We start from the raw sequence: 24198 nt of genomic DNA, 5'->3' as shown, positions 1-24198 counted from the left end.
CTCGTCTCCTCGAATTAACCGCTGCGTATCGATCTGATTGCTCCTCGGGTCGAGAGATAGTGTACAGTCCCCGCCCTCGAGGGCCAGGGTGGTTGACCTCGGCCGTGTCGGCGGGTGCGGCGCGGGCCCCGGCCGACCGCCGGTCGGGCTTGGTACCGTTGCCGGATGACGTCGACGAACGCCGAGGGGACCGAGCGCTCGCCGCGCCCCGCCGACCCGGAGGGCGCCGTCCGTCCCGATGCGCCCGCCGATCCGGCGCCCGAGGGGCACCCCGTCGTCTACGAGCTCCACGCCGTCACCCGGACCTTCGGCCGCACCGTCGCGGTCGACCGCATCGATCTCGCGGTCCGTGCCGGGACGTTCTACGGCATCATCGGCCCGAACGGCGCGGGCAAGACGACCACCCTCTCCATGATGACCGGGCTCCTGCGCCCCGACACCGGCCGCGTCCTCGTCCACGGCGTCGACGTCTGGAAGGACCCCGCGGCGGCCAAGAAGCTGATCGGCGTCCTGCCCGACCGCCTCCGCCTGTTCGACCGCCTGACCGGGGCGCAGTTCCTCTTCTACGCGGCGGCTCTGCGCGGGATCGACAGAGCCACCGCCAAGCAGCGGGCGCAGGAGCTCGCCGAAGCGCTGGGCCTGACGGACGCGCTTGAGCGCCTCATCTCGGACTACTCGGCCGGCATGGCCAAGAAGGTCGCGCTCGCCGGAGCGATGATCCACGCGCCGCGGGTGCTCGTCCTCGACGAGCCGTTCGAGTCCGTCGACCCCGTGTCCTCGGCGGCGGTGATCACCGTGCTCCGCCGCTTCGTCGCGGGCGGGGGCACCGTCGTGCTCTCGAGCCACGGGCTCGACTTCATCGAGCGCGTCTGCGACGACGTGGCCGTGATCGTCGGGGGCCGGGTGCTCGCCTCCGGAGCGGTGGAGGACGTCGCCGGGACCGTCACCCTCGAGGAGCGCTTCCTCGAACTGGCGGGCGGCAAGCAGATCGCCGAGGGGCTGCAGTGGTTGCACGACTTCTCCGGCTGAGGCTCGACGTGCTGCTCGGGGCGTTCCGCTCCGGGCCGGCGCGCACCGCCGGGGTGCTCCTGGGGGTCGTCGTCGCGATCGCGGCCGCCGCGGGGATGCTCGCCGGTCTCGGCGCCCTGGGCGGGGATCCCGCCCTCGCGGCGGATGCGAGCATCGCGGTCGGCGCCCTCGTGACAGCCGGGTTCCTCGTGCTGCCCTTCCTCCTCGGCCCGCTGGATCCGATGGATCCGCGGGCGTTCCGGCTCTTCGGGATCCCCAGCGCCCGCCTGGCGGCCGCGCTCGCCCTCGCGGGGCTGATCTCGGTGCCGGTGCTGGCGCTGCTCGTGGTCGCTCTCGCGCTGGTGCCCGTGTTCGCCGGTGCAGGAGTCCTCGCGGTGCTCGGGCCCCTGGTCGCCGTCGCCACAGCGGTCCTCTGCGCGCGGATCGGTCTCGCCGCCTCGGCGGCGCTGGTCCCCTCGCGCACCGCCCGCGAGCTCCTCGCGATCCTGGGCCTCGTGCTGCTCCTGGCGGTCCCCGCGGTGCTGGTCGTCGTCACCGGACTCGACTGGGGTGGAGCCGGGACGCGCGCTCTCGACTCCCTCGCGTCGGCGCTCGGCGCGACTCCGCTCGGTGCCGCGTGGGCGATCGCTCCGAGCGCGGTCGCGGGCGATCCCGCCGGTCCGCTCGTCGTCGCCCTGCTCACGCTCGCCGCCCTCGGCGGGCTCTGGTGGCTGCTCGTGCGCCTGCTCGTCGAGCGGCCCGAGCGCACCCACCGTCCGGCGCGGGGACTGCGCCTGGGCTGGTTCGACGTCCTCGGCGCCTCGCCCGCCGGAGCGGTCGCCGCCCGCAGCATCACCTACTGGATCCGGGATCCGCGGTATCAGGCGTCACTCGTCGCCGTGCCGGTGCTGCCCGTCGTCGTGATCGTGCTGCTGGCCGTCGTCCAGGTGCCGTTCCCGCTGCTGTCGCTCCTCCCGGTGCCGCTGGTGGTGCTCTTCCTCGGCTGGTTCCTGCACAACGACGTCGCCTACGACGGCTCGGCGTTCTGGCTGCACGTGGCGGCCGGAGTGAGCGGGCGCGCCGACCGCCTCGGCCGCGCGTTCCCGACGCTCCTGCTCGGCCTCCCCGTCGTGGTGCTCGGCTCGCTGGTGTCGAGCGCCACCTCGGGGCTCGACAGTGCACTCCCCGTCCTGCTCGCCGCCAACACCTGCCTCCTGCTGGTGCCGGCCGGAGTGGCGAGCGCCGTGTCCGCGCGGCTCGCGTACCCCGCACCGCGACCGGGCGACAGCCCGTTCGTGCAGCCGCAGGCACCGGGAGCCAGCGGAGCCGGGCCGCAGGCTCTGGCGTTCGGGCTCGGACTCCTGCTGGCCGCACCGGCCGTGGTGCTGGCGATCCGCGCGCTCTTCCTCGATCCGGAGGTGGCGTCGGCCGCGGTGCTGACGGGCTTCGGCAGCGCCGTCGTCGTCTTCGTCCTCGGCGTGCTGGTCGGCGGATGGCTCTTCGACCGCCGGGCCGCCGAGCTGGTCTCGTTCACGAGCCGGTACTGAGCCCGGCTGCGAGTCCTCCCGACCCCGACCCCGCGGTCGTCCGCGCGTAGGATCGAGGGCATGACGACCCGCCCCGAGAACAGCAGCACCGACCCTCTCGAGGGAGGCGGAGGAACCGCCACCCTCGACCGCGAGCTCGAGGAGCTCCTCAATCAGGAGACGATCGAGCCGGGAGACCACGAGCGGTTCTCCCACTACGTGCAGAAGGACAAGATCCTCGAGAGCGCCCTCACCGGCAAGCCGGTCAAGGCGCTCTGCGGCAAGAAGTGGCTGCCGGGACGCGACCCGGAGAAGTTCCCGGTGTGCCCCTCGTGCAAGGAGATCTACGCGCGGATGAAGTGATCCGCAGGGCCCGTGCCGCCGTCGGCGGTGCGGGCCCTCACGCGTAGCGCGTCGGGATGACCGGGTCGCCTCGCCCCAGGCGCAGCGCGTCGAGGGGCAGCTCCGCCACTGCGGCGGCCCGGTGCTCGCGCGCCGCGGACGTGCCGGCGGCTCCGAGCGCCTCGCCCAGGATCTCGCCGCTCTCCACGAGCGGCACGAGCAGCGGACGCTCTCCTGCTCCGACGCCGCCCTCCGGTCCCGCGCCCACGTGCACGACCTCCTCCTCGGCCACTCCGTCCGAGAGCAGCCGGCCCGCCGCCTTGCGGCCGCCGATCGAGGCCTTCGAGGCCGACTTCTTCGCGACGGCGACCCACTCGCCCGCGTCGTCCTCGTGGGCGACGAGCTTGTAGACCATGCCCGCCGTCGGGTGACCGGATCCCGTCGCGACCGAGGTGCCGACGCCGTAGGAGTCGACGGGGGACGCGGCGAGGCCGGCGATGCCGTACTCGTCGAGGTCGTTCGTCACGGTGATCCTCGTGCCGGTGGCCCCCAGGGCGTCGAGCTGCGCGCGCACGGCGGCCACCTGCTGCGGCAGATCGCCGGAGTCGATCCTCACCGCGCCGAGTCCTGTTCCGGCCACGCGCACGGCCAGGTCCACCGCGGCGGTGACGTCGTAGGTGTCGACGAGGAGCGTGGTGCCGGGGCCGAGGGCCGCGACCTGCGCGCGGAACGCGTCCTCCTCCGAGTCGTGCAGCAGCGTGAACGCGTGCGCGGAGGTGCCCATCGTCGGCACGCCCCAGCTGCGGCCCGCCTCGAGGTTGGAGGTGGCGCCGAAGCCGGCGATGTACGCGGCGCGCGCGGCGGCGACGGCCGAGCGCTCACCGGCCCGTCGCGAGCCCATCTCGGCGAGCGGGCGGCCGTCGGCGGCCGAGACCATGCGGGCGGCGGCGCTCGCGACGGCGCTGTCGTGGTTGAGCACCGAGAGTGCGAGCGTCTCGAGCAGCACGCCCTCGGCGAAGGGCGCCTCGACGATCAGGACGGGGGAGCCGGGCAGGTAGACCTCGCCCTCGCGGTAGCCCCAGACGTCGCCGGTGAAGCGGTAGTCGGCCAGCCAGTCGAGGGTGCGGGAGTCGACCACGCGGTTCTCGCGCAGCCAGTCGAGCTCCGGCTCGCCGAACCGGAAGCGCGAGACGAGCTCGAGCAGCCGCCCCGTGCCGGCGAGGATCCCGTACCGCCGGCCGGCCGGCAGGCTCCGCGCGAAGACCTCGAACATGCACCGCCGATCGGCCGTGCCGCTGCCGAGGGCGCCCTCGACCATCGTGAGCTCGTACCGGTCGGTGAGGAAGGCCGTCGCGTCCATGCCCGCAGTCTTCCACGAGGCGGACGGAGCGCGGAGGGGGCTCGCGGGCGCGGCTGGGGCGGCGGGCTCGCGACGCCGCGGAGGGTCGCGGGTAGGCTGGTCGATCGTGACCGACGCGCCCCTGGGAATCTTCGACTCCGGTGTCGGCGGCCTCACGGTGGCCCGGTCGATCATCGACCAGCTGCAGAACGAGTCGATCGTCTACCTCGGCGACACCGCGCACTCGCCCTACGGCCCGAAGCCCCTGGCCGACGTCCGCGCCTACGCCCTCGACACGCTCGACACCCTGGTCGACCAGGGGGCGAAGCTGCTCGTCATCGCCTGCAACACCGCGTCGGCGGCCATGATGCGGGATGCGCGCGAGCGGTACACGATCGGCCGCGGCATCCCCGTGGTCGAGGTGATCCAGCCTGCTGTGCGCAGCGCCGTGCGCGACACGCGCAACCGCCGCGTCGGCGTCATCGGCACGGTCGGCACCATCCGCTCCCGGGCCTACGACGACGCGTTCGTCGCCGCTCCCGATCTCGAGCTCGTGACCGCGGCCTGCCCGCGCTTCGTCGAGTTCGTCGAGGCGGGAGTCACGTGGAGCGACGAGCTGCTCGCCGTCGCCGAGGAGTACCTCGCGCCGATGAAGGCCGCGGGCGTCGACACGCTCGTGCTCGGCTGCACGCACTACCCGCTGCTCCGCGGCGCGATCGCCTACGTGATGGGGCCGGACGTCCGCCTCGTCTCGAGTGCCGAGGAGACCGCGCTCGACGTGTACCGCACGCTCGTCGCCCACGGCCTGCAGCGGACCGCCCCCGCGCCGCCGACCTACCGGTGGGAGGAGACGGGCTCGAGCGACTTCGTCCGCCTCGCCCGCCGCTTCCTCGGCCCCGAGGTCTCGAGCGTCGACCTCGTCGAGACCGGCACCATCAACCTGCGCGAGCTGGACCAGTCCGCGCCCCATCGAGGGAGAAGCCAGTGACCGACACCACCCCGAAGGCCGTCGTCCGCAAGGACGGCCGCGCACCCGACGAACTGCGCACCGTGACCATCGAGCGCGGCTGGAGCACGCAGGCCGAGGGCTCGGCCCTGGTGTCGTTCGGGAACACGAAAGTGCTCTGCACCGCGTCGTTCACCAACGGGGTGCCGCGCTGGCTGCAGGGCAAGGGGAAGGGCTGGGTGACCGCGGAGTACGCGATGCTGCCCCGCTCCACCAACTCCCGGATGGACCGCGAGTCGATCAAGGGCAAGGTCGGCGGGCGCACGCACGAGATCTCGCGCCTGATCGGCCGCAGTCTCCGCGCCGTCGTCGACATGAAGGCTCTGGGCGAGAACACCCTCGTCATCGACTGCGACGTGCTCCAGGCCGACGGAGGCACCCGCACCGCCGCGATCACCGGCGCCTACGTGGCCATGGTCGACGCGATCGAGTGGGCCCGGGGCAAGAAGTACATCGGGCAGAAGGCGGTGCCGCTGATCGACAGCCTTTCGGCCGTCTCCGTCGGCATCATCGACGGCGTGCCGATGCTCGACCTCGCCTACGTCGAGGACGTGCGCGCCGAGACCGACATGAACGTGGTCGTCACCGGCCGCGGGCTCTTCGTCGAGGTGCAGGGCACCGCCGAGGGCGCCCCGTTCGACCGCCGCGAGCTCGACGCCCTGCTCGACCTCGCCGTGTCCGGAGCGTCGGACCTCGCGCGCATCCAGGCCGCGGCGCTCGCCGGGGAGGCCGGCGCGTGAGCCTGGACCTCGTCCTCGCCACCCACAACCCGGGCAAGGTCGAGGAGTTCCGCGCCATGCTCGCCGAGTCCCTGCCGGGCGTCGGCGTCCGCGCCTACGACGGTCCGGAGCCGGTCGAGGACGGGGTGACCTTCGCCGAGAACGCTCTGATCAAGGCGCGCGCCGCTGCCGCGCACACGGGCCTCGTGGCGCTCGCCGACGACTCCGGGATCCGGGTGGACGTCCTCGGCGGCTCTCCCGGCATCTTCTCGGCGCGCTGGTCGGGCACGCCGCACGACGCGGTCGCGAACCTGGAGCTCCTGCTCGCCCAGATCGCCGACGTGTACGAGGAGCACCGCGGGGCGCACTTCGTCTGCACCATCGCCCTCGTCGTCCCGGACCGGGTGCTCGCCGGCGGTCAGGAGATCGTCGTCGAGGGGCGGTGGCCCGGCGCGATCGCCGTCGCCCCGCGCGGGACGAACGGGCACGGCTACGACCCGGTCTTCGTGCCCGAGGGGTCCGACCGCACGGCGGCCGAGCTCTCGCCCGAGGAGAAGAACGCGGCGAGCCACCGCGCGCGGGCGTTCACCGCTCTGCGCGGGGAGCTGACGGAGCTGGCGGCGCGCCTGGCCTGAGGGCCGGGCGACCCGACGGCCGGGCGACCCGACCGGCTCAGTGCTCGCGGCGGCCGTGCGCGCGACGCTCGTCGTCGAGCGTCGCCGGGTCGAGGACGAGCGCGCTCGCCTCGGCCGCGTCGGTCTCGGGATCGACGGAATGCCTGGCCTTGCGCTGCTGCTGGAAGAAGTGGAACAGCGTCGGCACGATCGCGAGCACGACCGCTCCGATCAGGATGACGTCGATGTAGTGCGACACGAAGTCGGCGACCGGCGGGATGAACGCGAGCAGCCAGCCCAGGAGGGTCACTCCGCTGCCCCAGATCAGCGCACCGATCAGGTTGTAGAGGCTGTACTTCTTGTAGTTCATGTGCGCGACGCCCGCGGCGATCGGCGCGAAGGTCCGCACGATCGGGACGAATCGCGCGAGGATCACGGCGAGCCCGCCGAAGCGCTCGAAGAAGGCGTTGGTGCGGCGCACGTTCTCGACGCTGAAGAAGCCCGACTCCTTGCGCTCGAAGATGCGCGGACCGGCCTTGTGCCCGATCAGGTAGCCGACCTCGCCGCCGACGAACGCCGAGAAGCCGATGGCCAGGCAGATGATCCAGATCGGGACGCCGAGCCCGCCGTTCGAGGCGTTCTCGTGCGCGAGGAGGCCCGTGATGACGAGCAGGGTGTCGCCCGGGAAGAGGAAGCCGATCAGCAGCCCGGTCTCGGCGAAGACGATCAGGCAGACCACGAGGACGCCCCACGGCCCGAACGAGGTGAGGATCGTCTCCGGGTCGAGCCAGGGGATCAGGGCGGCGTGGTTCAACAGGTCTCCAGTCGTCTGCAGTGCCGTGGGGCCGGGAGGCGGTCGGGCGGCGTGACAGCGCACAGCGTACCGGTCGACTCCTCACGCGAGCCGTGGATCCGCGACCGGTCGGCACAGGGTCCGCGACCGGCGGACGGGACGACGACGTGGTGCGGAAGGAGGGACTCGAACCCTCACGCCTCTCGGCACAGGAACCTAAATCCTGCGTGTCTGCCATTCCACCACTCCCGCGGGTGCCGCTCCAGTGTAGGAGGGGAGCGCCGCGGCTCAGTGGCCTGGGCGGCGGTGCGGCAGGTACCGCGGGATCCAGCGGGCGAGCGCTCCCGCGCCGACGAGGCCGAGGACTCCGATCGCCCCGGCTGCGAACGGGAGGGAGACCGCCGCGGTGAGCGCCGAGACGACGATCGGAGCCGTCGCGTTGCCGACGTCGCCCGTGAAGCGGAACGCGCCGAGGAACGGGGCGGGGTCCTCGCGCGGCGCCAGGTCGGCTCCGATGGTCATGAGGATGCCCGAGCCGATGCCGTTCGCCACCGCCAAGACGCACGCCACAGCGATGAACCACGGCACGGGGTCGCCGGCGAGGAGGGTGAACGCCAGGACCACGTGACCGACCCCCAGTCCGATCATCGAGGGGATCGCCGTCGCGCCGCGGCCGAAGCGGTCCATCAGCTGCCCGCCCGCGTAGAACAGGGCGAAGTCGAGCCCGCCGGCGATGCCGATGACGATGGCCGTGTCGGTCTCGCCCATCCCGATGCTGACCGCCCAGAGCGGCAGGATCACCGTGCGGCTCGCCCGGAGCGCGCCGATCATGGCGGCGCCGCTGCCCATCCGGGCGAGGACCCCGCGGTGCTGGCGGAGAGTGGCGACCAGGCCCTGCTGGGGCTCAGGCTCCGGAGCCTCCTCGACCGGGGCGGCCGAGCGGCGGAGGATCGTGGCCGGGTCCGGGACGAGGAGCAGCACGGCGACCGCCGCGACGCAGCAGACGATGTGGATCCAGAAGACGGACTCGACGGTGCCGGTCAGGTGCACCACCCCCGCCGACACGAACGGGCCGATCAGCCAGCCGGCGCGGAACGCCCCGGCGAGGGCGGACAGGGCGCGCGCCCGGTAGCCCACCGGCACGAAGGACGTCATGAACGCGTGCCGCGCCAGCGCGAACACGGCGGTCGCGACCCCGATCACGAACACGCCGACGGTCAGGCCCACCCACGAGGTCGACAGCAGGCAGATCACGAGACCGAGGATCGACGCGGCCGACGCGGCGAGCATCGCGCCGCGCTCGCCGATGCGCGAGACCACCCATCCGCTGGGCACGTCGCCCGCGAGCTCGCCGATCATGATCATGCCCGAGACCAGGCCCGCGATCGCCAGCGTCGCCCCGAGGTCGCCGGCCGCGACCGGCAGCAGCGGGATGATCGCACCCTCGCCGATCGAGAAGAGGAGGGTGGGGAGGAACGTCGACAAGAGGAGCGGCCCCACGGGGAACGGGCGCTCGGCGGGGACGGTCACCATCCCCAGCGTACGCGGGGGCCGCGGGTGGTCCCCGGTAGTCTGGGGGCACCATGCTGGACAACGACTTCACCGAGCAGATCACTGCTCTCCGCTCCACCTTCGACGACATCCGCGCCGTGATCGACGTCGATCGCCTCCGCACCCGCATCGCGGAGCTGAACGAGCAGGCCGGCGCCCCCGATCTCTGGGACGACACGGTCAACGCGCAGAAGGTCACGAGCGCGCTCAGCCACCGGCAGTCCGAGCTCGCGCGCATCACCTCGATCGAGCGCCGCCTCGACGACCTCGAGGTGCTCGTCGAGATGGCGAACGAGGCCGAGGACGCCGACTCCGAGCAGGAGGCGATCGCCGAGCTCGCCTCGCTGCAGAAGGTGATGGGCGAGCTCGAGGTCCAGACCCTGCTCGACGGCGAGTACGACGACCGCCCTGCGGTGGTCACCATCCGCGCCGGGGCCGGCGGCGTCGACGCCTCCGACTTCGCCGAGATGCTCATGCGCATGTACCTGCGCTGGGCCGAGAAGCACAAGTACTCCGCGACTGTGATGGACGCGAGCTACGCGGAGGAGGCGGGCATCAAGTCGGCCACCTTCCAGATCGACGCCCCATACGCCTTCGGCACGCTGTCGGTCGAGGCCGGTACGCACCGCCTCGTCCGGATGAGCCCCTTCGGCGCTGCGGGCAAGCGCCAGACGTCCTTCGCGGCGGTCGAGGTCATCCCGCTGATGGAGGAGGCCGGAGCGATCGAGATCCCCGACAACGACATCCGCGTCGACGTCTTCCGCTCCTCGGGCCCCGGCGGCCAGTCGGTCAACACCACCGACTCCGCCGTCCGGCTCACCCACATCCCCACGGGCACGGTCGTCTCGATGCAGAACGAGAAGAGCCAGATCCAGAACCGCGCGGCCGCCATGCGCGTGCTGCAGTCGCGGCTCCTGCTGCTGCAGAAGGAGCAGGAAGCGGCCACCAAGAAGGAGCTCGCCGGGAACATCACGGCGAGCTGGGGCGACCAGATGCGCAGCTACGTGCTCGCTCCGTACCAGATGGTCAAGGACCTCCGGACGGACTACGAGGTCGGCACCCCGGCGCACGTCTTCGACGGCGACCTCGACGGCTTCATCGCCGCTGGGATCCGCTGGCGCAAGTCCGCCTGAGCCGCTCCGCAGCGCTCTCCCGGTCGCCTCGCCCGGCGCGCCGGGGGAGCCCGGCGGCGGCCGCCGGGGCATCGTCGCTTACCCTCGTATCGACATGATTCGCTTCGACAACGTCTCCAAGCAGTATCGCGGCGGCACGAGACCCGCCCTGAACGCCATCGACCTCGAGATCCTGCGGGGCGAGTTCGTCTTCCTCGTCGGCGCCTCCGGGTCCGGCAAGTCGAGCTGCCTCCGCCTGATCCTCAAGGAGGAGCGGCCCTCCTCGGGGTCGATCCACGTGCTCGGGCAGAACCTCGGCAAGATCTCCAGCCGCAAGGTCCCGTACTTCCGCCGCAACATGGGCGTGGTGTTCCAGGACTTCCGTCTGCTGCCCAACAAGTCGGTCTTCGACAACGTCGCGTTCAGCCTGCAGGTCATCGGCAAGTCCAAGGGCTTCATCCAGGAGGCCGTCCCGGACACCCTGAAGATGGTCGGCCTCGCCGGCAAGGCGTCGCGGCTGCCGCACGAGCTCTCGGGCGGCGAGCAGCAGCGCGTCGCCATCGCCCGCGCCGTCGTCAACAAGCCCGCCGTCCTGCTCGCCGACGAGCCCACCGGCAACCTCGACCCCACGACCAGCGCCGGCATCATGGCGCTCCTCGAGCGGATCAACGCCGGCGGCACGACCGTGATCATGGCCACGCACGAGGCCGGCATCGTCGACCAGATGAAGCGCCGCGTCATCGAGCTCTCGGCGGGCAGCATCGTCCGCGACGAGAGCCAGGGCGGCTACGGCCAGACCGAGAGCATCACCGTCGTGCACGACGGAGTGGTCGTGGTCGCGGCCGACGACCACCCCGCCGTCGAGCCGGTCGCCGAGCCCGTCGCCGCCCCCGTGCTGATCGACGGCGAACTCGCTCCCGCCGAGGTGCCGGAGGTGGACCTGCGGCGCAGCGCTGCACCCGTGGAGCCCGAGGCCGCCTCGCGCACCGGGTCGTTCCTCCGCCCGCGCCTGTCGCAGACCGCCGCGCAGCCCGTCGTGCCCGAGGGGCGCCGCTCCGCTGCCGCGCCGGATCCGGCGCCTGCCGCTCCGGCCGCCGAGGAGTCGACCCCCGCACCCGCCCCCGCCGAGCCGGAGGCGCCCGCCGCCCCGCGCGTCGAGCTCCAGAGTCAGACCGGTCCGATCTACCTCCCCGCCGACACGGGCACTCTGCCCGAGGAGTCCCTCGCGGCCCGCCTGGGCCTGCGCGCGCACGCGGGAGAAGGCGACGAGACCGGCGACGACCAGCAGAACGTAGGACCCGTCAAGTGAGAATGGCACTCATCTGGTCGGAGGTCGCGAGCGGCCTCCGACGCAACGTCTCCATGGTCGTCTCGGTGATCCTGGTGACCTTCATCTCCCTCACCTTCGTCGGCACGGCGATCCTGCTGCAGATGCAGATCGGCCAGATGAAGAACTTCTGGTACGACAAGGCCCAGGTCGCGGTGTACATGTGCACCGCCACCTCAGGCGGCTCGAACTGCAGCGGCTCCGACGCGACGCAGGAGCAGATCGACTCGGTCGAGACGCAGCTCGACGGCTCGACCCTCGCGCCCTACATCGACCGCTTCTACTTCGAGGACCACGACCAGGCGTACGCGAACTTCCAGGAGCAGTTCGCCGGGAACCCGGTCGCCGAGTACGTCACTCCGGACCTGCTGAACCAGACGTTCTGGATCAACCTCCAGGACCCGACGCAGTCGGACGTGCTCGTCGAGAGCCTCTCGAGCGTCTCGGGCGTGGAGAGCGTCACGGACCAGCGGCAGTACCTCGACCAGATCTTCTCGATCCTGAACGCGGCGAGCTACACGGCGATCGGGATCGCGGTGCTCATGCTCGTGGCGGCGGTGCTGCTGATCGCCACGACCATCCGGCTCTCGGCGTTCTCGCGCCGGAGGGAGCTCGGGATCATGCGCCTGGTGGGTGCGTCGAACCGCTTCATCCAGACCCCGTTCATCCTCGAGGGCGTGTTCGCCGCGCTGCTCGGCTCCCTGCTGGCGGGTGTGGCCGTGGTGGCGATCGTGCAGTTCTTCGTGCAGGGGTTCCTCGCCTACCGCATCCCGCTCACATCCTTCGTGGGCCTGGACGACGCGCTGATCGTGGTCCCGATCCTGGTGGTGGTCGGCGCGATCCTCGCGGCGATCGCCTCCAACGTCGCGATCGCCCGGTACCTGCGGGTCTGACCCGACGGCGCGCGTATACTGATGGGCTGCCCCGGACGGGGCGGCCCATCATCGCTCTCGGACGCAAGGAGCCGCCGTGCCCAGGGAACAGGGACAGAAGGTCGTCGCGACCAATCGCAAGGCGCGCCACGACTACCTCATCGAGGACACCTACGAGGCCGGCCTCGTGCTCACCGGCACCGAGGTCAAGTCGCTGCGCGCGGGGCGGGCGTCCCTCGTCGACGGCTACGCCTTCGTCGACGGCGGAGAGGCGTGGCTCGACGCGGTCCACATCAACGAGTGGGCGCAGGGCACCTGGACGAACCACCCGCCCCGCCGCAAGCGCAAGCTGCTGCTGCACAAGGCGCAGATCCTCAAGATCCACAACAAGGTGAAGGAGGGCGGGTACACGCTGATCCCGCTCTCGCTCTACTTCAGCGACGGCAAGGCCAAGGTCGAGCTCGCCGTCGCCAAGGGCAAGAAGGACTACGACAAGCGCCAGGTGCTCCGCGAGCGCCAGGACCGCCGCGAGGCCGACCGCGCCATGGCGACCCGCCGCCGCCTGGGGGAGTAGGCCGGGAGGGCGTCCGCGCGCAAGCCGGGTCACGGCTCGGCGCGTGCTGGGAGACTGGACGGCGTGACCGCCTCCGAGAGCTCCCCCGACGCACCGCGCACCGCCGCCGAGGAGAGGACCCGCTGGCGGGCCTTCGCCGTGGCGGTGTCGGTGGCGGCCTTCACGATCCTGGACCTCTCGAAGGTCAACGTCGGCCTGCCGTCGATCGAGAAGTCGCTCTCGGCGGACGCGAGCCAGCTGCAGCTGATCGTCGCGGGATACGCGCTCGCGTTCGGTCTCTCGCTCGTGCCGGCCGGACGCCTGGGCGACATCCGCTCGCGACGGCTGCTCTTCCTGATCGGCCTGACCGTCTTCACGCTGACGAGCCTGCTCTGCGCCGTCGCGCCGTCGATCGAGCTGCTCGTCGTCGCCCGCTTCCTGCAGGGGATCGCAGCGGGCATCCAGATGCCGCAGGTGCTCGGACTCGTGCAGCAGCTGTTCACCGGCGCCGAGCGCGCCCGGGCGTTCGGCGTGTTCGGCGCGGTGATCGGCCTGTCGACGGCGTTCGGTCCGACGCTGGGCGGGCTGCTGATCGCGATCGGTGGCGAGCAGGACGGCTGGCGCCTGCTGTTCTGGATGAACATCCCGCTGGGTGTCGCCGCCCTGGTCCTCGCGTGGCGCCTCCTGCCGCGGGTGCAGCGGAAGTCGGCCGGGGACACCTCTCTCGATCCGGTCGGGCTGCTGCTGCTGGGCGTCGCGATCTTCGCCTTCATGCTCCCGTTCCTGCTGACCACCGGGGCGTCGAGCGATTCGTCGTACCGCTGGTTCTGGCTGCTGCTCGCGGTGGCGGCCGCCGCCGTGTTCGTGCGCTGGGAGTCGCACTACGCGTCGCTCGGGCGCACCCCGGTCATCGACTTCCGCATCTTCCGCACCAGCTCGTACCGCAACGGGATCCTCGTCGCGACGTCATACTTCGCGGCCATCCCGGCGACGTTCCTCCTGACCACCCTGTTCCTCCAGCAGGGCCTCGGGCTCGCGCCGGTGTTCGCCGGCATGGTGAGCATCCCCTTCGCCCTCACCTCGGCGCTGACCGCCTGGTACGGCGGCAAGCTGGTGCAGACCTACGGCCGCGCCCTCGTCGTGCTGGGCATCGTGCTGGTGGTGGTCGGCTTCACGCTGGTGCTCCTGGCGGCCGAGCTGATGCCGGCCGACACGGCGGCGTACGGCATGGCCGCGGCGATGCTGGTCGCGGGAGCGGGCGGCGGGTTCGTCGTCTCGCCGAACCAGACGCTGACGCTGGCCGAGATCCCGCCGGAGCAGGGCGGAGTGGCGGGGTCGGTCGGGCAGCTCGGCCAGCGCCTCGGCACCGCGGTCGGCACGGCCTGCGCTTCCGCCGTCTTCTTCGCGACGCTCGCCAGCGAGGCGGGCATGACCGAGGGTCTCGTGGCGTACCACGACGCGTTCCGGAACGGCTACTTCGTGACTCTCGGGCTGATCGCGCTCGCGCTGGTGCTCGGCCTGCTGGACCTCCGGCGTCGACGGGTGACGGCGCGCGCCGAGTCCTGAGCCGCGGCCCCACGCGCTCGCAGGAGCGGCTAGAATGGTCTTCTGCCACTGCGGTTCCACCCGCTCGCGGCAGCCGCCGCTCCTCTCGGGGAGCAGCGGATCCACAATTCGACAGTGTGCGACGACGACCCACTCCAGGGCGGTGCTTCCCAGCATCCGCACCGAGTGCTCGCGGGGATGATCGGTTTCGACATTGCCTGCGAAACTGCGAGAAGCGGGTCGAGGATTCAGGGTTATCTCGTTAACGATCTCTGAAAAACACAGGTGCCGAACAGAAGCGCACCGACTTCGCTCTCGCTGCCTAAGCAGAGTCGATAGTCCGTCAGCCCGTGGGTGCGTCCTCGCCCCGGATCCTGGCGTCATCTAGAGGACTTGCTGCGTCGTTACGCCTGAGGGCGACGCGGGACTCGAACTCGGGCTGGGCCCGTCGACCGATGCGTCAGTGGTAACGGTCGGGGCCGAGTAGAACGCTTTCACTGGCTACACCCGTAGAAGGCGCAGAATCACAGCGATGGACGGGGGTTCAATTCCCCCCATCTCCACCACCGGTCGTCGTCGCACACGTCGAGCAGACAGAAGCCCCGCTCCCGAGAGGGAGGCGGGGCTTCTGCACGTCCGGCGCGGCTCACTCCGGCCGCACATCGAGCTGGCGCAGTCGACCGTAGAGCGTCAGCAGCTCCACGCGGTCGGCCTCCTCCCGCGCGGGTCCTGCGAGCGTCACGGGCGCGGCCCACGAGCGGTACAGCTCGGTGGGCGTCAGCGCGGCGGCGGCGGTCCCGGGCGGGTAGTCCGAGTGCCCTCGGACGGGCAGCTCGGCGAAGGCGTCCGGGAGGACCCTGGTGAGGGCGTCGATCAGCGGACGCAGCCGCTCGGAGCGCTCCGCGTCGACCGTGAGGGTCACGGCGTTCATCGCGGCGAGGGCGGCGGAGACGTGCTCGACCGTGTGGGCGTCGTCGCACTCCTCCGTCACGAGCAGCGAGACGATGCCGCGGGCCTTCAGCCAGCCCAGCGTCGCGGCGTCGGCGTCGCCGTGCACGGACAGGACCTTGTCCGAGGCGACGGTGTAGTCGCGCAGCACGGCGGCCCAGTCGGAGTGGCCGCCCTCCTCGAGGGCGTCGGCGGCGGCGATGAGCGCCGTCTCGTGGCGGATGCGGTCGAAGAGAGTGTCCGCGGGCGCGAAGTCCCGCTCGGTGACGGAGCGCCGTTCGGGTGGATCGGCGCTGGTCTCGTGCTGCATGGACGACTCCTCGTCGCTCGTCCGGCGCCCCCCGGGCCGTTCTCGGGTGCCTTCACAGTGCGCCGACTGCTGGCGCGTGTCAACGGGTCCGGGGCAGGGATTGACGGTCGGCGGCGGCCGCACAGCGATCCCGCTCGTCAGCGGGCGGCGCCGAAGAGCGTGCCGGCGGCCGGCCCCGTGATGGGATCGAACACGGCGCAGAGGATCGTGCGATCGCCGTGCCTCCAGCTCACCTCGGAGGGCACGATGCTGCGGTACTCCAGCGCGGAGGCGCCGTACGCGACGCCGATCGCGGCCGGGAACTCCAGGTCGCACGCGGCCTTCGCCTGAGCGAGGAGGGTGTTCCGGCTCGTGTAGTCGTCACCGGGTTGCTCGAAGGCGTGGAACACCTCGAGGTCGTGCACGTCGGCGCACGGCACGAGTTCGACGTCGGCGAGGCGGGACCCGTCGGGAGCGAGGAGGCAGTCGCCCCTCCGCACCGAGAAGGCGTCGACGACGCCCGCCGTCACCACTGCTCCGGCCTCGTCCCGGACGGCGTCGGGGGAGTCGGAGCCGACCACCGAGGAGCAGGAGGCGAGCGCCAGGACGAGGGCCGCGCCGGCGAGGAGGGAGAGGCGGCGCCTCATCGGGCCGCCACGATCGCGAGGATCTCGTCGTGCAGGACGCCGTTCGTCGCCAGCGAGCTGCCGTGCCACGGCCCGGGCTCGCCGTCGGCCGAGGTGAAGCGGCCGCCGGCCTCCTCGACGATCGGCACGAGGGCCGCGAGGTCGTAGGGCTTCACGTCGAACTCGCCCGCGCCGTCGAGCAGGCCCTCGGCGACGAGCATGTACGCCCAGGCGTCGCCGTACGCGCGGTCGCGCCAGACGCCGCGCGCCAGCTCGAGCAGCTGATCGAGGCGGCCGGCGCCGTCCCACTGCTGGATGCTGTTGTAGCTGAAGGTCGCGTCGGCCAGGTCGGCGATGCCCGAGACCCGGATCCGGCGCGGCTGCTGCACCGCCGGGGCGGCGAGGACGCCGCGCAGCTCGTCCGGCAGCTCGATCCGGCCCACGGCTCCGGTGCTCTCGTCCGTCCACGCGCCGGAGCCCTTCGCGGCCCACCAGCGCTTGCCGAGGGCGGGCGCCGAGACGACGCCGACGACGGGGACGCCGTCGACCGCGAGGGCGATGAGCGTGGCCCAGATCGGCACGCCGCGGAGGAAGTGGGCCGTGCCGTCGATCGGATCGAGGATCCACTGGCGGGACGCCTCGCCCGAGGTGCCGAACTCCTCGCCCAGGATCGAGTCCTCGGGCCGCTCCTCGCCGAGGATTCCGCGGATCGTCTCCTCGACCGCGCGGTCGGCGTCGGTGACCGGGGTGCGGTCGGGCTTGGTGGTCACGACGAGGTCCCTCGCGAGGAACCGCTCGCTCGAGACGGCGTCGGCCGCGTCGGCGAGGCGGAGGGCGAGGCGGAGGTCGTCGTCGAGGCTCGGAGTCACGGCTCCACGATACTGAGCGGGTCCGTCGCGGGCGTCTCGGGCCGGGTGCGCCCCGCCGTCGCCGCGTCGATTTGACGAGACGGGGGGAGCCACTGCTAATGTGATTCCTCGGTTCGGAAAGCATGTTTCCTTCGGACCACGGCAGCATCGCCACGCACCTCTAGCTCAATCGGCAGAGCAACTGACTCTTAATCAGTGGGTTCTCGGTTCAAGTCCGAGGGGGTGCACCACCCGAGACGCCCGCCCCTCCGGCGGGCGTTTCGTCGTTCCGGGGCGCGGTCGCCCCACGCGCGAGCGGCTCGTCCCGATCCTGGGACGCCCTGCCGCACCTCGCACCCGCCTGGGCATCCGCACGACGTCGCCCCGGCGCTCCCGACCGCGCGGCTCGTCCGTGGAAGGCTGGGCCGCTCGCTCGCCCCCCTCCCCGACGAAAGGACCGACGTGCCCGAAGACGTCCTCCCCGAGATCGGCGGCATCGCACTCGCGGTCGCCGTCGCCGTGGTGATCGCCGTGGTCGTGACCGCCGTGGTCGCCCTCGCGATCCGCATGATCGGCAAGCGCAAGATCTGGGCGCGGCTGCTCATCCGCCGCGTCCGCATCCCGTTCCGCGTGCTCCTGCTGACGATCGCCGTCTGGATCGCGCTGGCCGCGACGGTGACCGGCGACGTCGCTCCCGAGCTCGTCGACCGGGTCTTCCAGATCGCGACGATCGGAGCGTCGGCCTGGCTGGTCGGCGCGCTCTTCGTGTTCCTGGAGGATCTGGGCGCCGAGCGCTACCGCACCGACACCGTCGACAACCGCCGGGCCCGCCGCCTGCGGACCCAGATGACGATCATCCGGCGCGTCGCAGTGGCCGCCGTCGTGGTCGTGGCCATCGGAGCCGCCCTGCTGACCTTCCCGCAGGCGCGCACCGCGGGAGCGAGCCTCCTTGCCTCGGCGGGTGTGCTCTCGATCGTGGCGGGCCTCGCCGCGCAGTCGAGCCTCACGAACATCTTCGCCGGGGTGCAGCTGGCCTTCAGCGATGCGATCCGCCTCGACGACGTCGTGATCGTCGAGGGGGAGTGGGGGCGGATCGAGGAGATCACGCTGACCTACGTCGTGGTGCACCTCTGGGACGACCGCCGCCTCGTGCTGCCGACGAACTACTTCACCACCCAGCCGTTCCAGAACTGGACCCGCACCGGCTCCGAGCTGCTCGGAGCGGTCGAGCTCGATCTCGACTGGCGCGTGCGCCCGGACGAGATGCGCGAGGAGCTGCACCGGATCCTCGAGCAGACCGACCTCTGGGACCAGCGCGTCAGCGTCCTCCAGGTGACCGATGCGGTCGGCGGGTTCGTGCGGATCCGGGTCCTCGTCACCGCGAAGGACGCGCCGACGCTGTTCGACCTCCGCTGCTACGTGCGCGAGCGGCTCGTGCAGTGGCTGCACGAGAGCGACCCGGTCGCCCTGCCCCGCCAGCGCGTCGAGATGGAGCGGCAGGAGCCCGGAGCGAACGGCGCGGCCCGGCCGACGCCGCCGCGCCAGCACGCGACTCCGGACAACCTGTTCTCGGGGGACGCCGCGTCGAACGAGCGCGGCGCGCTGTTCACCGGGCTGATCGACCTGCGCGAGACCCGCCGGCCCGACTGAGGCGAGCGGAGGCCGCCTTCCGCAGGCGGCCTCCGCTGCCGGTCAGCGTCCGATCGAGGACATGTCGGCGTAGCGCTCGCCCACCGGCGGCTCGATGGCCGTGAGCGCCGCGAGCTGCTGCCCGGTCAGGACCAGCGCATCCGCCGCCGCGTTCTCCTCGATCCGCGACACGCGCTTCGTGCCGGGGATCGGCGCGATGTCGTCGCCCTGCGCGAGCAGCCACGCGAGCGCGACCTGCGCCGACGTGGCGCCGACCTCGGCCGCGACCCGGTCGACCTCCTCCACGATGCGGATGTTCGCCTCGAGGTTGCCGTCCGCGAAGCGGGGGTTGGAGCGGCGGAAGTCGTCGTCGCCCAGCGCGTCGACGGAGCGGATGGCTCCGGTCAGGAAGCCGCGTCCCAGCGGCGAGTAGGGCACGAAGCCGATGCCGAGCTCGCGCAGCAGCGGCAGCACCTCGGCCTCGGGGTCGCGCGTCCAGAGCGAGTACTCGGACTGCACGGCCGTGACGGGATGCACGGCGTGGGCCCGGCGGATCGTCGCGGGCGCCGCCTCCGACAGTCCGTAGGCCCTGATCTTGCCCTCCTGGATCAGCTCGGCGAAGGCGCCGGCCGTCTCCTCGATCGGCACGCCCGGGTCCATCCGGTGCTGGTAGTAGAGGTCGATCCGGTCGGTGCCGAGGCGCTGCAGCGACCCCTCGACCGCGAGGCGGAGGTTCTCGGGGGAGCCGTCGAGGCCGCGCTCGCCGGAGCCGCGGTGCTGGATCATGCCGAACTTGCTGGCGATCACCACCTCGTCGCGGCGGTCGGCGAGGGCGCGGCCGACGAGCTCCTCGTTGGTGAACGGGCCGTAGATCTCGGCGGTGTCGATGAAGACGACGCCGAGGTCGACGGCGCGGTGCAGGGTGCGGATCGACTCCGCGTCGTCGGTTCCGGCGCCGGAGTAGAAGGCGGACATGCCCATGGCGCCGAGGCCGAGGCGGGAGACGTCGAGGGCGGTTCCGGGGTCGCCGGCGCCGAGGGTGATCTTCTTCACGAGGTGGTCCTCTCCTGGTAGGCCGCGATCTTGATGTCGATCGCGGCGAGACTGCGGTGGGTCCGCGCGAGCTGCTCCTCGACCTCGGCGCGGTGCGCCCGGAGGAGGGCGAGCCGTTCGGGCTCGCTCGCGGGGCCGATCCTGAGCAGGCCCGCGTACTCGCGGATGCGCGCGATCGGCATCCCCGTGGCGCGGAGCTTGGTCAGGAAGTCCACCCAGCCGACGTCCGAGGGGCTGTAGCGCCGGTGCCGCGACGACGCCCGCTCGACGGGCTCGAGCATGAGCCCGACGCGCTCGTAATAGCGCAGCGTGTGCACGGTGAGACCGGTCGCCGCGGCGACCTCCGAGATCGACAGCACGTCGGCGGCGGGCGCCTCGGCGAGGGGGGTGGTGGACATGGCGTCACCCTAGGACTTCGAGCGCGCTCGAAGTCAAGCCGCCCCGGATCCGCGCCCGCTCAGCGCTCCGCCGTCAGGAACGCGGTCAGCGCCTCGGCCAGCTGCGCATCCGACTCCTCGTGGCCGATCGTCGCGACGCCGTCGCCCGGCTGCGGGCCGTACCAGCCGAAGGCGGCGTGGTTCGCGCCCTCGATCTCGACGGACTCCGCGGAGGCGGGCAGCAGGTCGCGGGCGGCGGCGACCTTCGCGGGGGTGCTCAGTCCGTCCTCCGATCCGCTGACGCTGAGGACGGGGAGGCCGCTCTCCGAGAGGTCGTTCGCACAGTAGCTGCCCAGCAGCACGAGGCCGGCGACGTCGTCGCCTCCCGCCCACTGGCAGGCCTTCACGCCGCCGAGGGAGTGACCGCCGACGAACCACTCGTCGACCCCCTCCGCCTGGTCGGTGAAGCTCTCGAGCGAACGGAGGTCGAAGAAGGCGAGGTTGAGGACCGGGCGCGTGATGACGACCGTGACGCCCTCCGCCACGAGCGGGGCGAGGGTCGCCTCGTACGACTCCGCATCGACCTTGGCGCCCGGCACGAAGACGAGACCCTCGCCCGACGCGCCGCCGGTCGGAGTCATCACGATCGCGGAGTCGGTGCGCTCGACGCCCACTCCGGGCTCGGCTCGCACGCGCTCGAGGGCCGCCTCGTCCGGCCCGAGGACGATCGAGGACCAGGTGAGGAAGCCGAGCACGGCGACCGCGAGCAGCCCGCCCAACGCGAGCAGCACGATCCGGAGCGGCCGGCGCCGACGCGCTCTCATCGGCTCGCCGCGATCGCGTCGGCGGCCTGCACGAGAGCGAGGTGCGAGAGCGCCTGCGGAGTGTTGCCGGCGTGGCGGCGGTTCTCGACGTCGTACTCCTCCGACAGCAGGCCCACGTCGTTCGCGAGCGACACCAGCCGGTCCATCAGCGTCCGCGCGTCGTCGAGGCGCCCCGAGGAGGCGTACTGCTGGACGAGCCAGAACGAGCAGGCGAGGAACGGGTGCTCGCCGCCCGGCAGGCCGTCGACCGAGGACTCGGTGCGGTAGCGGTGCAGGAGCCCCTCATGCAGGAGCACGCGCTCCATCTCGGCCACGGTGCCGGTCATCCGCGGATCCTCGGCGTCGACGTAGCCGACCATCGGCAGCACGAGGAGCGACGCGTCGACCTCCGTCGATCCGTACGACTGCACGAAGTGACCGCGCTCGGCGTCGAAGCCCTGCGCGTCGATCTCGGCGCGCACCTCGTCGCGCAGCGCCTCCCAGGTCTCGACCGGGCCGTCGAGGCCGTGCTCGCGGACCGCCCGCACGCCGCGGTCGAGTGCGGCCCAGATCATGACCCGGGAGTGCGTGAAGTGACGGGGCTCGCCGCGGATCTCCCAGATGCCGTTGTCGGGTCGCTGCCAGTTCTCCTCGACGAAGCCGAGCAGGGCGCGCTGGAGAGGCCAGGAGAACCGGTTCTCGTCGACACCCGCGGTGCGCGCCTCGTGCAGCGCGACCATGACCTCGCCGATGACGTCGGCCTGGTACTGGTCGACCGCCGCGTTGCCGATCCGCACGGGCGAGGCACCGTCGTAGCCGGGCAGGCTCGGCATCGTGCGCTCCGCGAGGTCCCGCTCGCCGGCGATGCCGTACATGATCTGCACGTCGGCCGGATCGCCCGCCACCGCGCGGAGCAGCCAGGCGCGCCACTTCTGCGCCTCCTGCTCGAAGCCGTGAGCGAGCAGCGCCTGCAGTGTCAGCGCGGCGTCGCGGAGCCAGACGTAGCGGTAGTCCCAGTTGCGGCTGCCGCCGAACTCCTCCGGGAGCGACGTGGTCGCGGCGGCGACGATGCCGCCCGTCTGGTCGTCGGTGAGGGCGCGGAGGGTGAGCAGGGAGCGCACGACCGCCTCGCGGTACGGGCCGTCGTAGCGGATCGATCCGGCCCACTCCGACCACCAGGCCAGCGTGGTCTCGAGGGCCCGATCGACGTCGAGGGCCTTGGGGGAGCGGTGGTGGGAGGGGAACCAGGCCATCGAGAGATCGGTGACGGCACCCGCGGCCACGTCGAACTCGGCGCTGTGGACGTGGTCGGTCGCCGTCAGCCGCACACCGCGGACGACGACCGCGTCCGGCCCTGCCACGGCGACCAGCAGCGGAGCCTCGTCCGTGCCCTCCTGGCGCACCCACGGCACGACCCGCGCGTAGTCGAAGCGGAGGCGCAGCTCCTGCCGCATCCGCACCGTGCCCGAGACGCCGCGCACCCGGCGCACGAGCTCGGCCCGGTCGTCCCGCAACGGCATCACGTCGGTGACCTCCACCACTCCGCTCGACGTCGTCCACCGGGTGAGCAGGGCGAGCGTGTCGCCGAGATAGCGGCGCTCGACGCGGGCGTCGGGATCGACCGGCCGCAGGGACCAGCGCCCCTGCTCGTCGCCGCCGAGCAGGGCGCCGAAGACGGACGGGGAGTCGAAGCGCGGGAGGCAGAGCCAGTCGATGCCGCCGTCGCGGGAGACGAGAGCGGCGGTGCGGCAGTCGGAGAGGACCGCGTAGTCCTCGATCGGGGAGACCATGCACGGATCCTCTCAGCACGAGCCGGGCACTCCCCGTCAAGGCGGAGCGTCGGTCCTCACCCGCGCCGTAGGGTGAGCCGCATGACGCACTCGGTCTCGACACTGCTCATCCTCGGAGCGACGGGGGACCTCTCCTCCCGGCTCCTGCTCCCCGCGATCGGCCAGCTGCTGACGCGCGAACCCGACCGGAGGCTGCAGCTCGTCGGCGCCGGCCGCGAGGACTGGACGCAGGAGCACTGGCACGAGGTCCTCTCCACCTCGCTCGCGACGGTCGAGACGAGCGGCACCGGAGCCGACGAGATGGTGGCGGGCACCCGGTACCAGCAGATCGACGTCACCGATCCGGAGGCGCTCGCCGCGCTGCTCGCGAGCTGCGAGGGCCCCGTCGCGATCTACTTCGCCCTGCCGCCCGCGATCGCGGCGAAGGCGTGCGACGCGCTCGCCGCGCACGACCTGCCCGCGGGAACCGTGCTCGCGCTCGAGAAGCCCTTCGGCGTCGACGAGGAGAGCGCCCGTGCCCTCAACGAGCGCCTCGCCGCGCTCGTGCCCGAGGAGCGGGTCCACCGGGTCGACCACTTCCTCGGCCGCGCCACCGTGATGAACCTGCTGGGCCTGCGCTTCGCCAACCGGATCCTCGAGCCGCTGTGGTCGGCCGAGCACATCGAGAGCGTCGCCATCGTCTACGACGAGCAGCTCGGGCTGGAGGGGCGCGCCGGCTACTACGACGGCGCCGGCGCCCTGATCGACATGATCCAGAGCCACCTGCTGCAGGTGCTGGCGGTCGTCGCCATGGAGGCGCCGTCGACGCTCGACGCCGCCGACCTGCGCGACGCCAAGGGGATCGTGCTGCGCGCCACGCGGATCCGCGAGGAGGAGGGCTCTCGCCGGGCGCGGTACACCGCCGGGTCCGTCGACGGACGCGAGCTGCCCGCGTACGCCTCGGAGGAGGGCGTGGACCCCGAGCGCGGCACCGAGACGCTCGCCGAGCTCACGGTCGAGATCGACACCTGGCGCTGGGCCGGCGTGCCCTTCACGCTGCGCTCCGGCAAGGCGCTGGGCGAGCGCCGCCGCGAGGTGGTCATCCGCTTCAAGCCCGTGCCGCACCTCCCCAGCGGCTTCCACGGCACGGAGTCGCCCTCGGTGCTGCGGCTGTTCCTCGCTCCGGACAAGATGGCGCTCGAGCTCAACATCAACGGTCCCGGCGACCCCTACACGCTCGAGCGCGCGTCGCTCGAGGCGACCTTCGGAGCCGGCGAGCTGCTGGCCTACGGCGAGGTGCTGTCGGGCATCCTCGACGACGACCCGTCGCTCTCGGTGCGCGGGGACGCGGCGGAGGAGTGCTGGCGGATCGTGCAGCCGGCACTCGACGCCTGGCGCTCGGGCGCCGTGCCGCTGGACGAGTACCCCGCGGGCAGCGAGGGCCCGGAGGGCTGGAAGCAGGTCTGACCGGGAGGCGCGTCTCACGACCCCGCGGTGCCGGGGGGATCTCGATACGCCCGCTGCGCGGGCTACTCGATCAGCGAGGGGC

Annotated in this window: 23 protein-coding genes, 2 tRNA genes and 1 other RNA gene; 15 read left to right on the top strand and 11 right to left on the bottom strand. The window is 72.2% G+C overall.

Going from position 1 to position 24198, the window contains the following annotated elements; genetic code table 11:
• The first annotated feature begins 165 nt into the window (after positions 1-165).
• The 3 genes from C1I63_RS16790 to C1I63_RS16780 are packed head-to-tail and all read left to right on the top strand — an operon-like array spanning position 166 to position 2897.
• Positions 166-1029, top strand: a complete 864-nt coding sequence (locus C1I63_RS16790) for an ABC transporter ATP-binding protein (protein ID WP_107575504.1) — start codon at positions 166-168, stop codon at positions 1027-1029.
• Entirely contained in the window at positions 1005-2555 is a 1551-nt protein-coding gene (locus C1I63_RS16785) for an ABC transporter permease (RefSeq protein WP_146168479.1), read from the top strand. Before C1I63_RS16790 ends, C1I63_RS16785 begins: the two co-directional genes overlap by 25 nt.
• Positions 2556-2615: 60 nt before the next feature.
• The gene (locus C1I63_RS16780) at positions 2616-2897 is read left to right on the top strand and encodes a DUF3039 domain-containing protein (RefSeq protein ID WP_055793615.1); all 282 of its coding nucleotides are present in this window, start codon (positions 2616-2618) and stop codon (positions 2895-2897) included.
• 37 nt (positions 2898-2934) lie between these two features.
• Here C1I63_RS16780 and C1I63_RS16775 read toward each other — a convergent pair whose 3' ends face one another.
• A complete protein-coding gene (locus C1I63_RS16775; protein ID WP_107575502.1) occupies positions 2935-4236 on the bottom strand; it encodes a nicotinate phosphoribosyltransferase in 1302 nt (433 codons plus the stop codon).
• A 106-nt stretch (positions 4237-4342) separates the two neighbouring features.
• On the opposite strand from C1I63_RS16775, the gene murI reads away from it, so the two are divergent.
• From murI to rdgB, 3 genes are read left to right on the top strand one after another with little or no spacing between them, the layout of a single operon-like run.
• Complete coding sequence (murI, locus tag C1I63_RS16770) at positions 4343-5203, top strand: glutamate racemase (RefSeq protein WP_107575501.1); 861 nt, start codon at positions 4343-4345, stop codon at positions 5201-5203.
• Positions 5200-5961, top strand: a complete 762-nt coding sequence (gene rph / locus C1I63_RS16765) for a ribonuclease PH (protein WP_055793609.1) — start codon at positions 5200-5202, stop codon at positions 5959-5961. Before murI ends, rph begins: the two co-directional genes overlap by 4 nt.
• The gene (gene rdgB, locus C1I63_RS16760; RefSeq protein ID WP_107575500.1) at positions 5958-6575 is read left to right on the top strand and encodes an RdgB/HAM1 family non-canonical purine NTP pyrophosphatase; all 618 of its coding nucleotides are present in this window, start codon (positions 5958-5960) and stop codon (positions 6573-6575) included. The genes rph and rdgB overlap by 4 nt, the downstream gene beginning before the upstream one ends.
• Positions 6576-6612: 37 nt before the next feature.
• Here rdgB and C1I63_RS16755 read toward each other — a convergent pair whose 3' ends face one another.
• The 3 genes from C1I63_RS16755 to C1I63_RS16745 all read right to left on the bottom strand — a co-directional run bounded on the left by C1I63_RS16755 (position 6613) and on the right by C1I63_RS16745 (position 8880).
• Entirely contained in the window at positions 6613-7371 is a 759-nt protein-coding gene (locus tag C1I63_RS16755) for a DedA family protein (protein WP_425326992.1), read from the bottom strand.
• A gap of 144 nt (positions 7372-7515) precedes the next feature.
• Positions 7516-7599: transfer RNA gene (locus tag C1I63_RS16750), tRNA-Leu, on the bottom strand.
• A gap of 36 nt (positions 7600-7635) precedes the next feature.
• On the bottom strand, positions 7636-8880 hold the full coding sequence (locus C1I63_RS16745; protein WP_107575498.1) for an MFS transporter: 1245 nt from the start codon (positions 8878-8880) through the stop codon (positions 7636-7638).
• 50 nt (positions 8881-8930) lie between these two features.
• On the opposite strand from C1I63_RS16745, the gene prfB reads away from it, so the two are divergent.
• The 6 genes from prfB (at position 8931) to ssrA (ending at position 14873) form a co-directional block, all read left to right on the top strand.
• A complete protein-coding gene (gene prfB, locus C1I63_RS16740; RefSeq protein ID WP_055793603.1) occupies positions 8931-10031 on the top strand; it encodes a peptide chain release factor 2 in 1101 nt (366 codons plus the stop codon).
• A 94-nt stretch (positions 10032-10125) separates the two neighbouring features.
• Positions 10126-11319: a cell division ATP-binding protein FtsE gene (gene ftsE, locus C1I63_RS16735; protein ID WP_107575497.1), complete on the top strand. Its 1194-nt coding sequence runs from the start codon at positions 10126-10128 to the stop codon at positions 11317-11319.
• The gene (gene ftsX / locus C1I63_RS16730; RefSeq protein WP_055793599.1) at positions 11316-12230 is read left to right on the top strand and encodes a permease-like cell division protein FtsX; all 915 of its coding nucleotides are present in this window, start codon (positions 11316-11318) and stop codon (positions 12228-12230) included. The genes ftsE and ftsX overlap by 4 nt, the downstream gene beginning before the upstream one ends.
• A gap of 76 nt (positions 12231-12306) precedes the next feature.
• Entirely contained in the window at positions 12307-12783 is a 477-nt protein-coding gene (gene smpB / locus C1I63_RS16725) for an SsrA-binding protein SmpB (RefSeq protein WP_055793597.1), read from the top strand.
• A gap of 54 nt (positions 12784-12837) precedes the next feature.
• Entirely contained in the window at positions 12838-14328 is a 1491-nt protein-coding gene (locus C1I63_RS16720) for an MFS transporter (protein ID WP_107575496.1), read from the top strand.
• 173 nt (positions 14329-14501) lie between these two features.
• Positions 14502-14873, top strand: a transfer-messenger RNA (tmRNA) gene (gene ssrA, locus C1I63_RS16715).
• Between the two features lie 80 nt (positions 14874-14953).
• On the opposite strand, the gene C1I63_RS16710 is transcribed toward ssrA, so the two are convergent.
• From C1I63_RS16710 to C1I63_RS16700, 3 genes are all read right to left on the bottom strand, one after another.
• Positions 14954-15565: a hypothetical protein gene (locus C1I63_RS16710; protein ID WP_107575495.1), complete on the bottom strand. Its 612-nt coding sequence runs from the start codon at positions 15563-15565 to the stop codon at positions 14954-14956.
• Positions 15566-15702: 137 nt separating this feature from the next.
• On the bottom strand, positions 15703-16191 hold the full coding sequence (locus C1I63_RS16705; protein ID WP_107575494.1) for a septum formation family protein: 489 nt from the start codon (positions 16189-16191) through the stop codon (positions 15703-15705).
• The gene (locus tag C1I63_RS16700; protein WP_107575493.1) at positions 16188-17039 is read right to left on the bottom strand and encodes an inositol monophosphatase family protein; all 852 of its coding nucleotides are present in this window, start codon (positions 17037-17039) and stop codon (positions 16188-16190) included. The genes C1I63_RS16705 and C1I63_RS16700 overlap by 4 nt, the downstream gene beginning before the upstream one ends.
• Before the next feature lie 154 nt (positions 17040-17193).
• On the opposite strand from C1I63_RS16700, the gene C1I63_RS16695 reads away from it, so the two are divergent.
• Positions 17194-17269: transfer RNA gene (locus C1I63_RS16695), tRNA-Lys, on the top strand.
• A gap of 211 nt (positions 17270-17480) precedes the next feature.
• On the top strand, positions 17481-18668 hold the full coding sequence (locus tag C1I63_RS16690; protein WP_244907127.1) for a mechanosensitive ion channel family protein: 1188 nt from the start codon (positions 17481-17483) through the stop codon (positions 18666-18668).
• 42 nt (positions 18669-18710) lie between these two features.
• Here C1I63_RS16690 and C1I63_RS16685 read toward each other — a convergent pair whose 3' ends face one another.
• The 4 genes from C1I63_RS16685 to C1I63_RS16670 are packed head-to-tail and all read right to left on the bottom strand — an operon-like array spanning position 18711 to position 22670.
• Complete coding sequence (locus C1I63_RS16685) at positions 18711-19700, bottom strand: aldo/keto reductase (protein WP_056867677.1); 990 nt, start codon at positions 19698-19700, stop codon at positions 18711-18713.
• Entirely contained in the window at positions 19697-20098 is a 402-nt protein-coding gene (locus tag C1I63_RS16680) for a MerR family transcriptional regulator (RefSeq protein ID WP_055793587.1), read from the bottom strand. The genes C1I63_RS16685 and C1I63_RS16680 overlap by 4 nt, the downstream gene beginning before the upstream one ends.
• Positions 20099-20157: 59 nt before the next feature.
• On the bottom strand, positions 20158-20901 hold the full coding sequence (locus tag C1I63_RS16675) for an alpha/beta hydrolase (protein WP_107575492.1): 744 nt from the start codon (positions 20899-20901) through the stop codon (positions 20158-20160).
• Positions 20898-22670, bottom strand: coding sequence for a glycoside hydrolase family 15 protein (locus C1I63_RS16670; protein ID WP_107575491.1), 1773 nt, complete (start codon positions 22668-22670; stop codon positions 20898-20900). The genes C1I63_RS16675 and C1I63_RS16670 overlap by 4 nt, the downstream gene beginning before the upstream one ends.
• 81 nt (positions 22671-22751) lie before the next feature.
• Here C1I63_RS16670 and C1I63_RS16665 point away from each other — a divergent pair, with 81 nt between their 5' ends.
• Complete coding sequence (locus tag C1I63_RS16665; RefSeq protein WP_211315637.1) at positions 22752-24116, top strand: glucose-6-phosphate dehydrogenase; 1365 nt, start codon at positions 22752-22754, stop codon at positions 24114-24116.
• Positions 24117-24198 lie beyond the last annotated feature (82 nt).

It is taken from the genome of Rathayibacter caricis DSM 15933 (assembly GCF_003044275.1).
GTDB lineage: Bacteria > Actinomycetota > Actinomycetes > Actinomycetales > Microbacteriaceae > Rathayibacter > Rathayibacter caricis.
The sequence above is the reverse complement of the archived record's forward strand: the minus strand, read 5'-3'. Positions and strand labels throughout refer to the sequence as shown.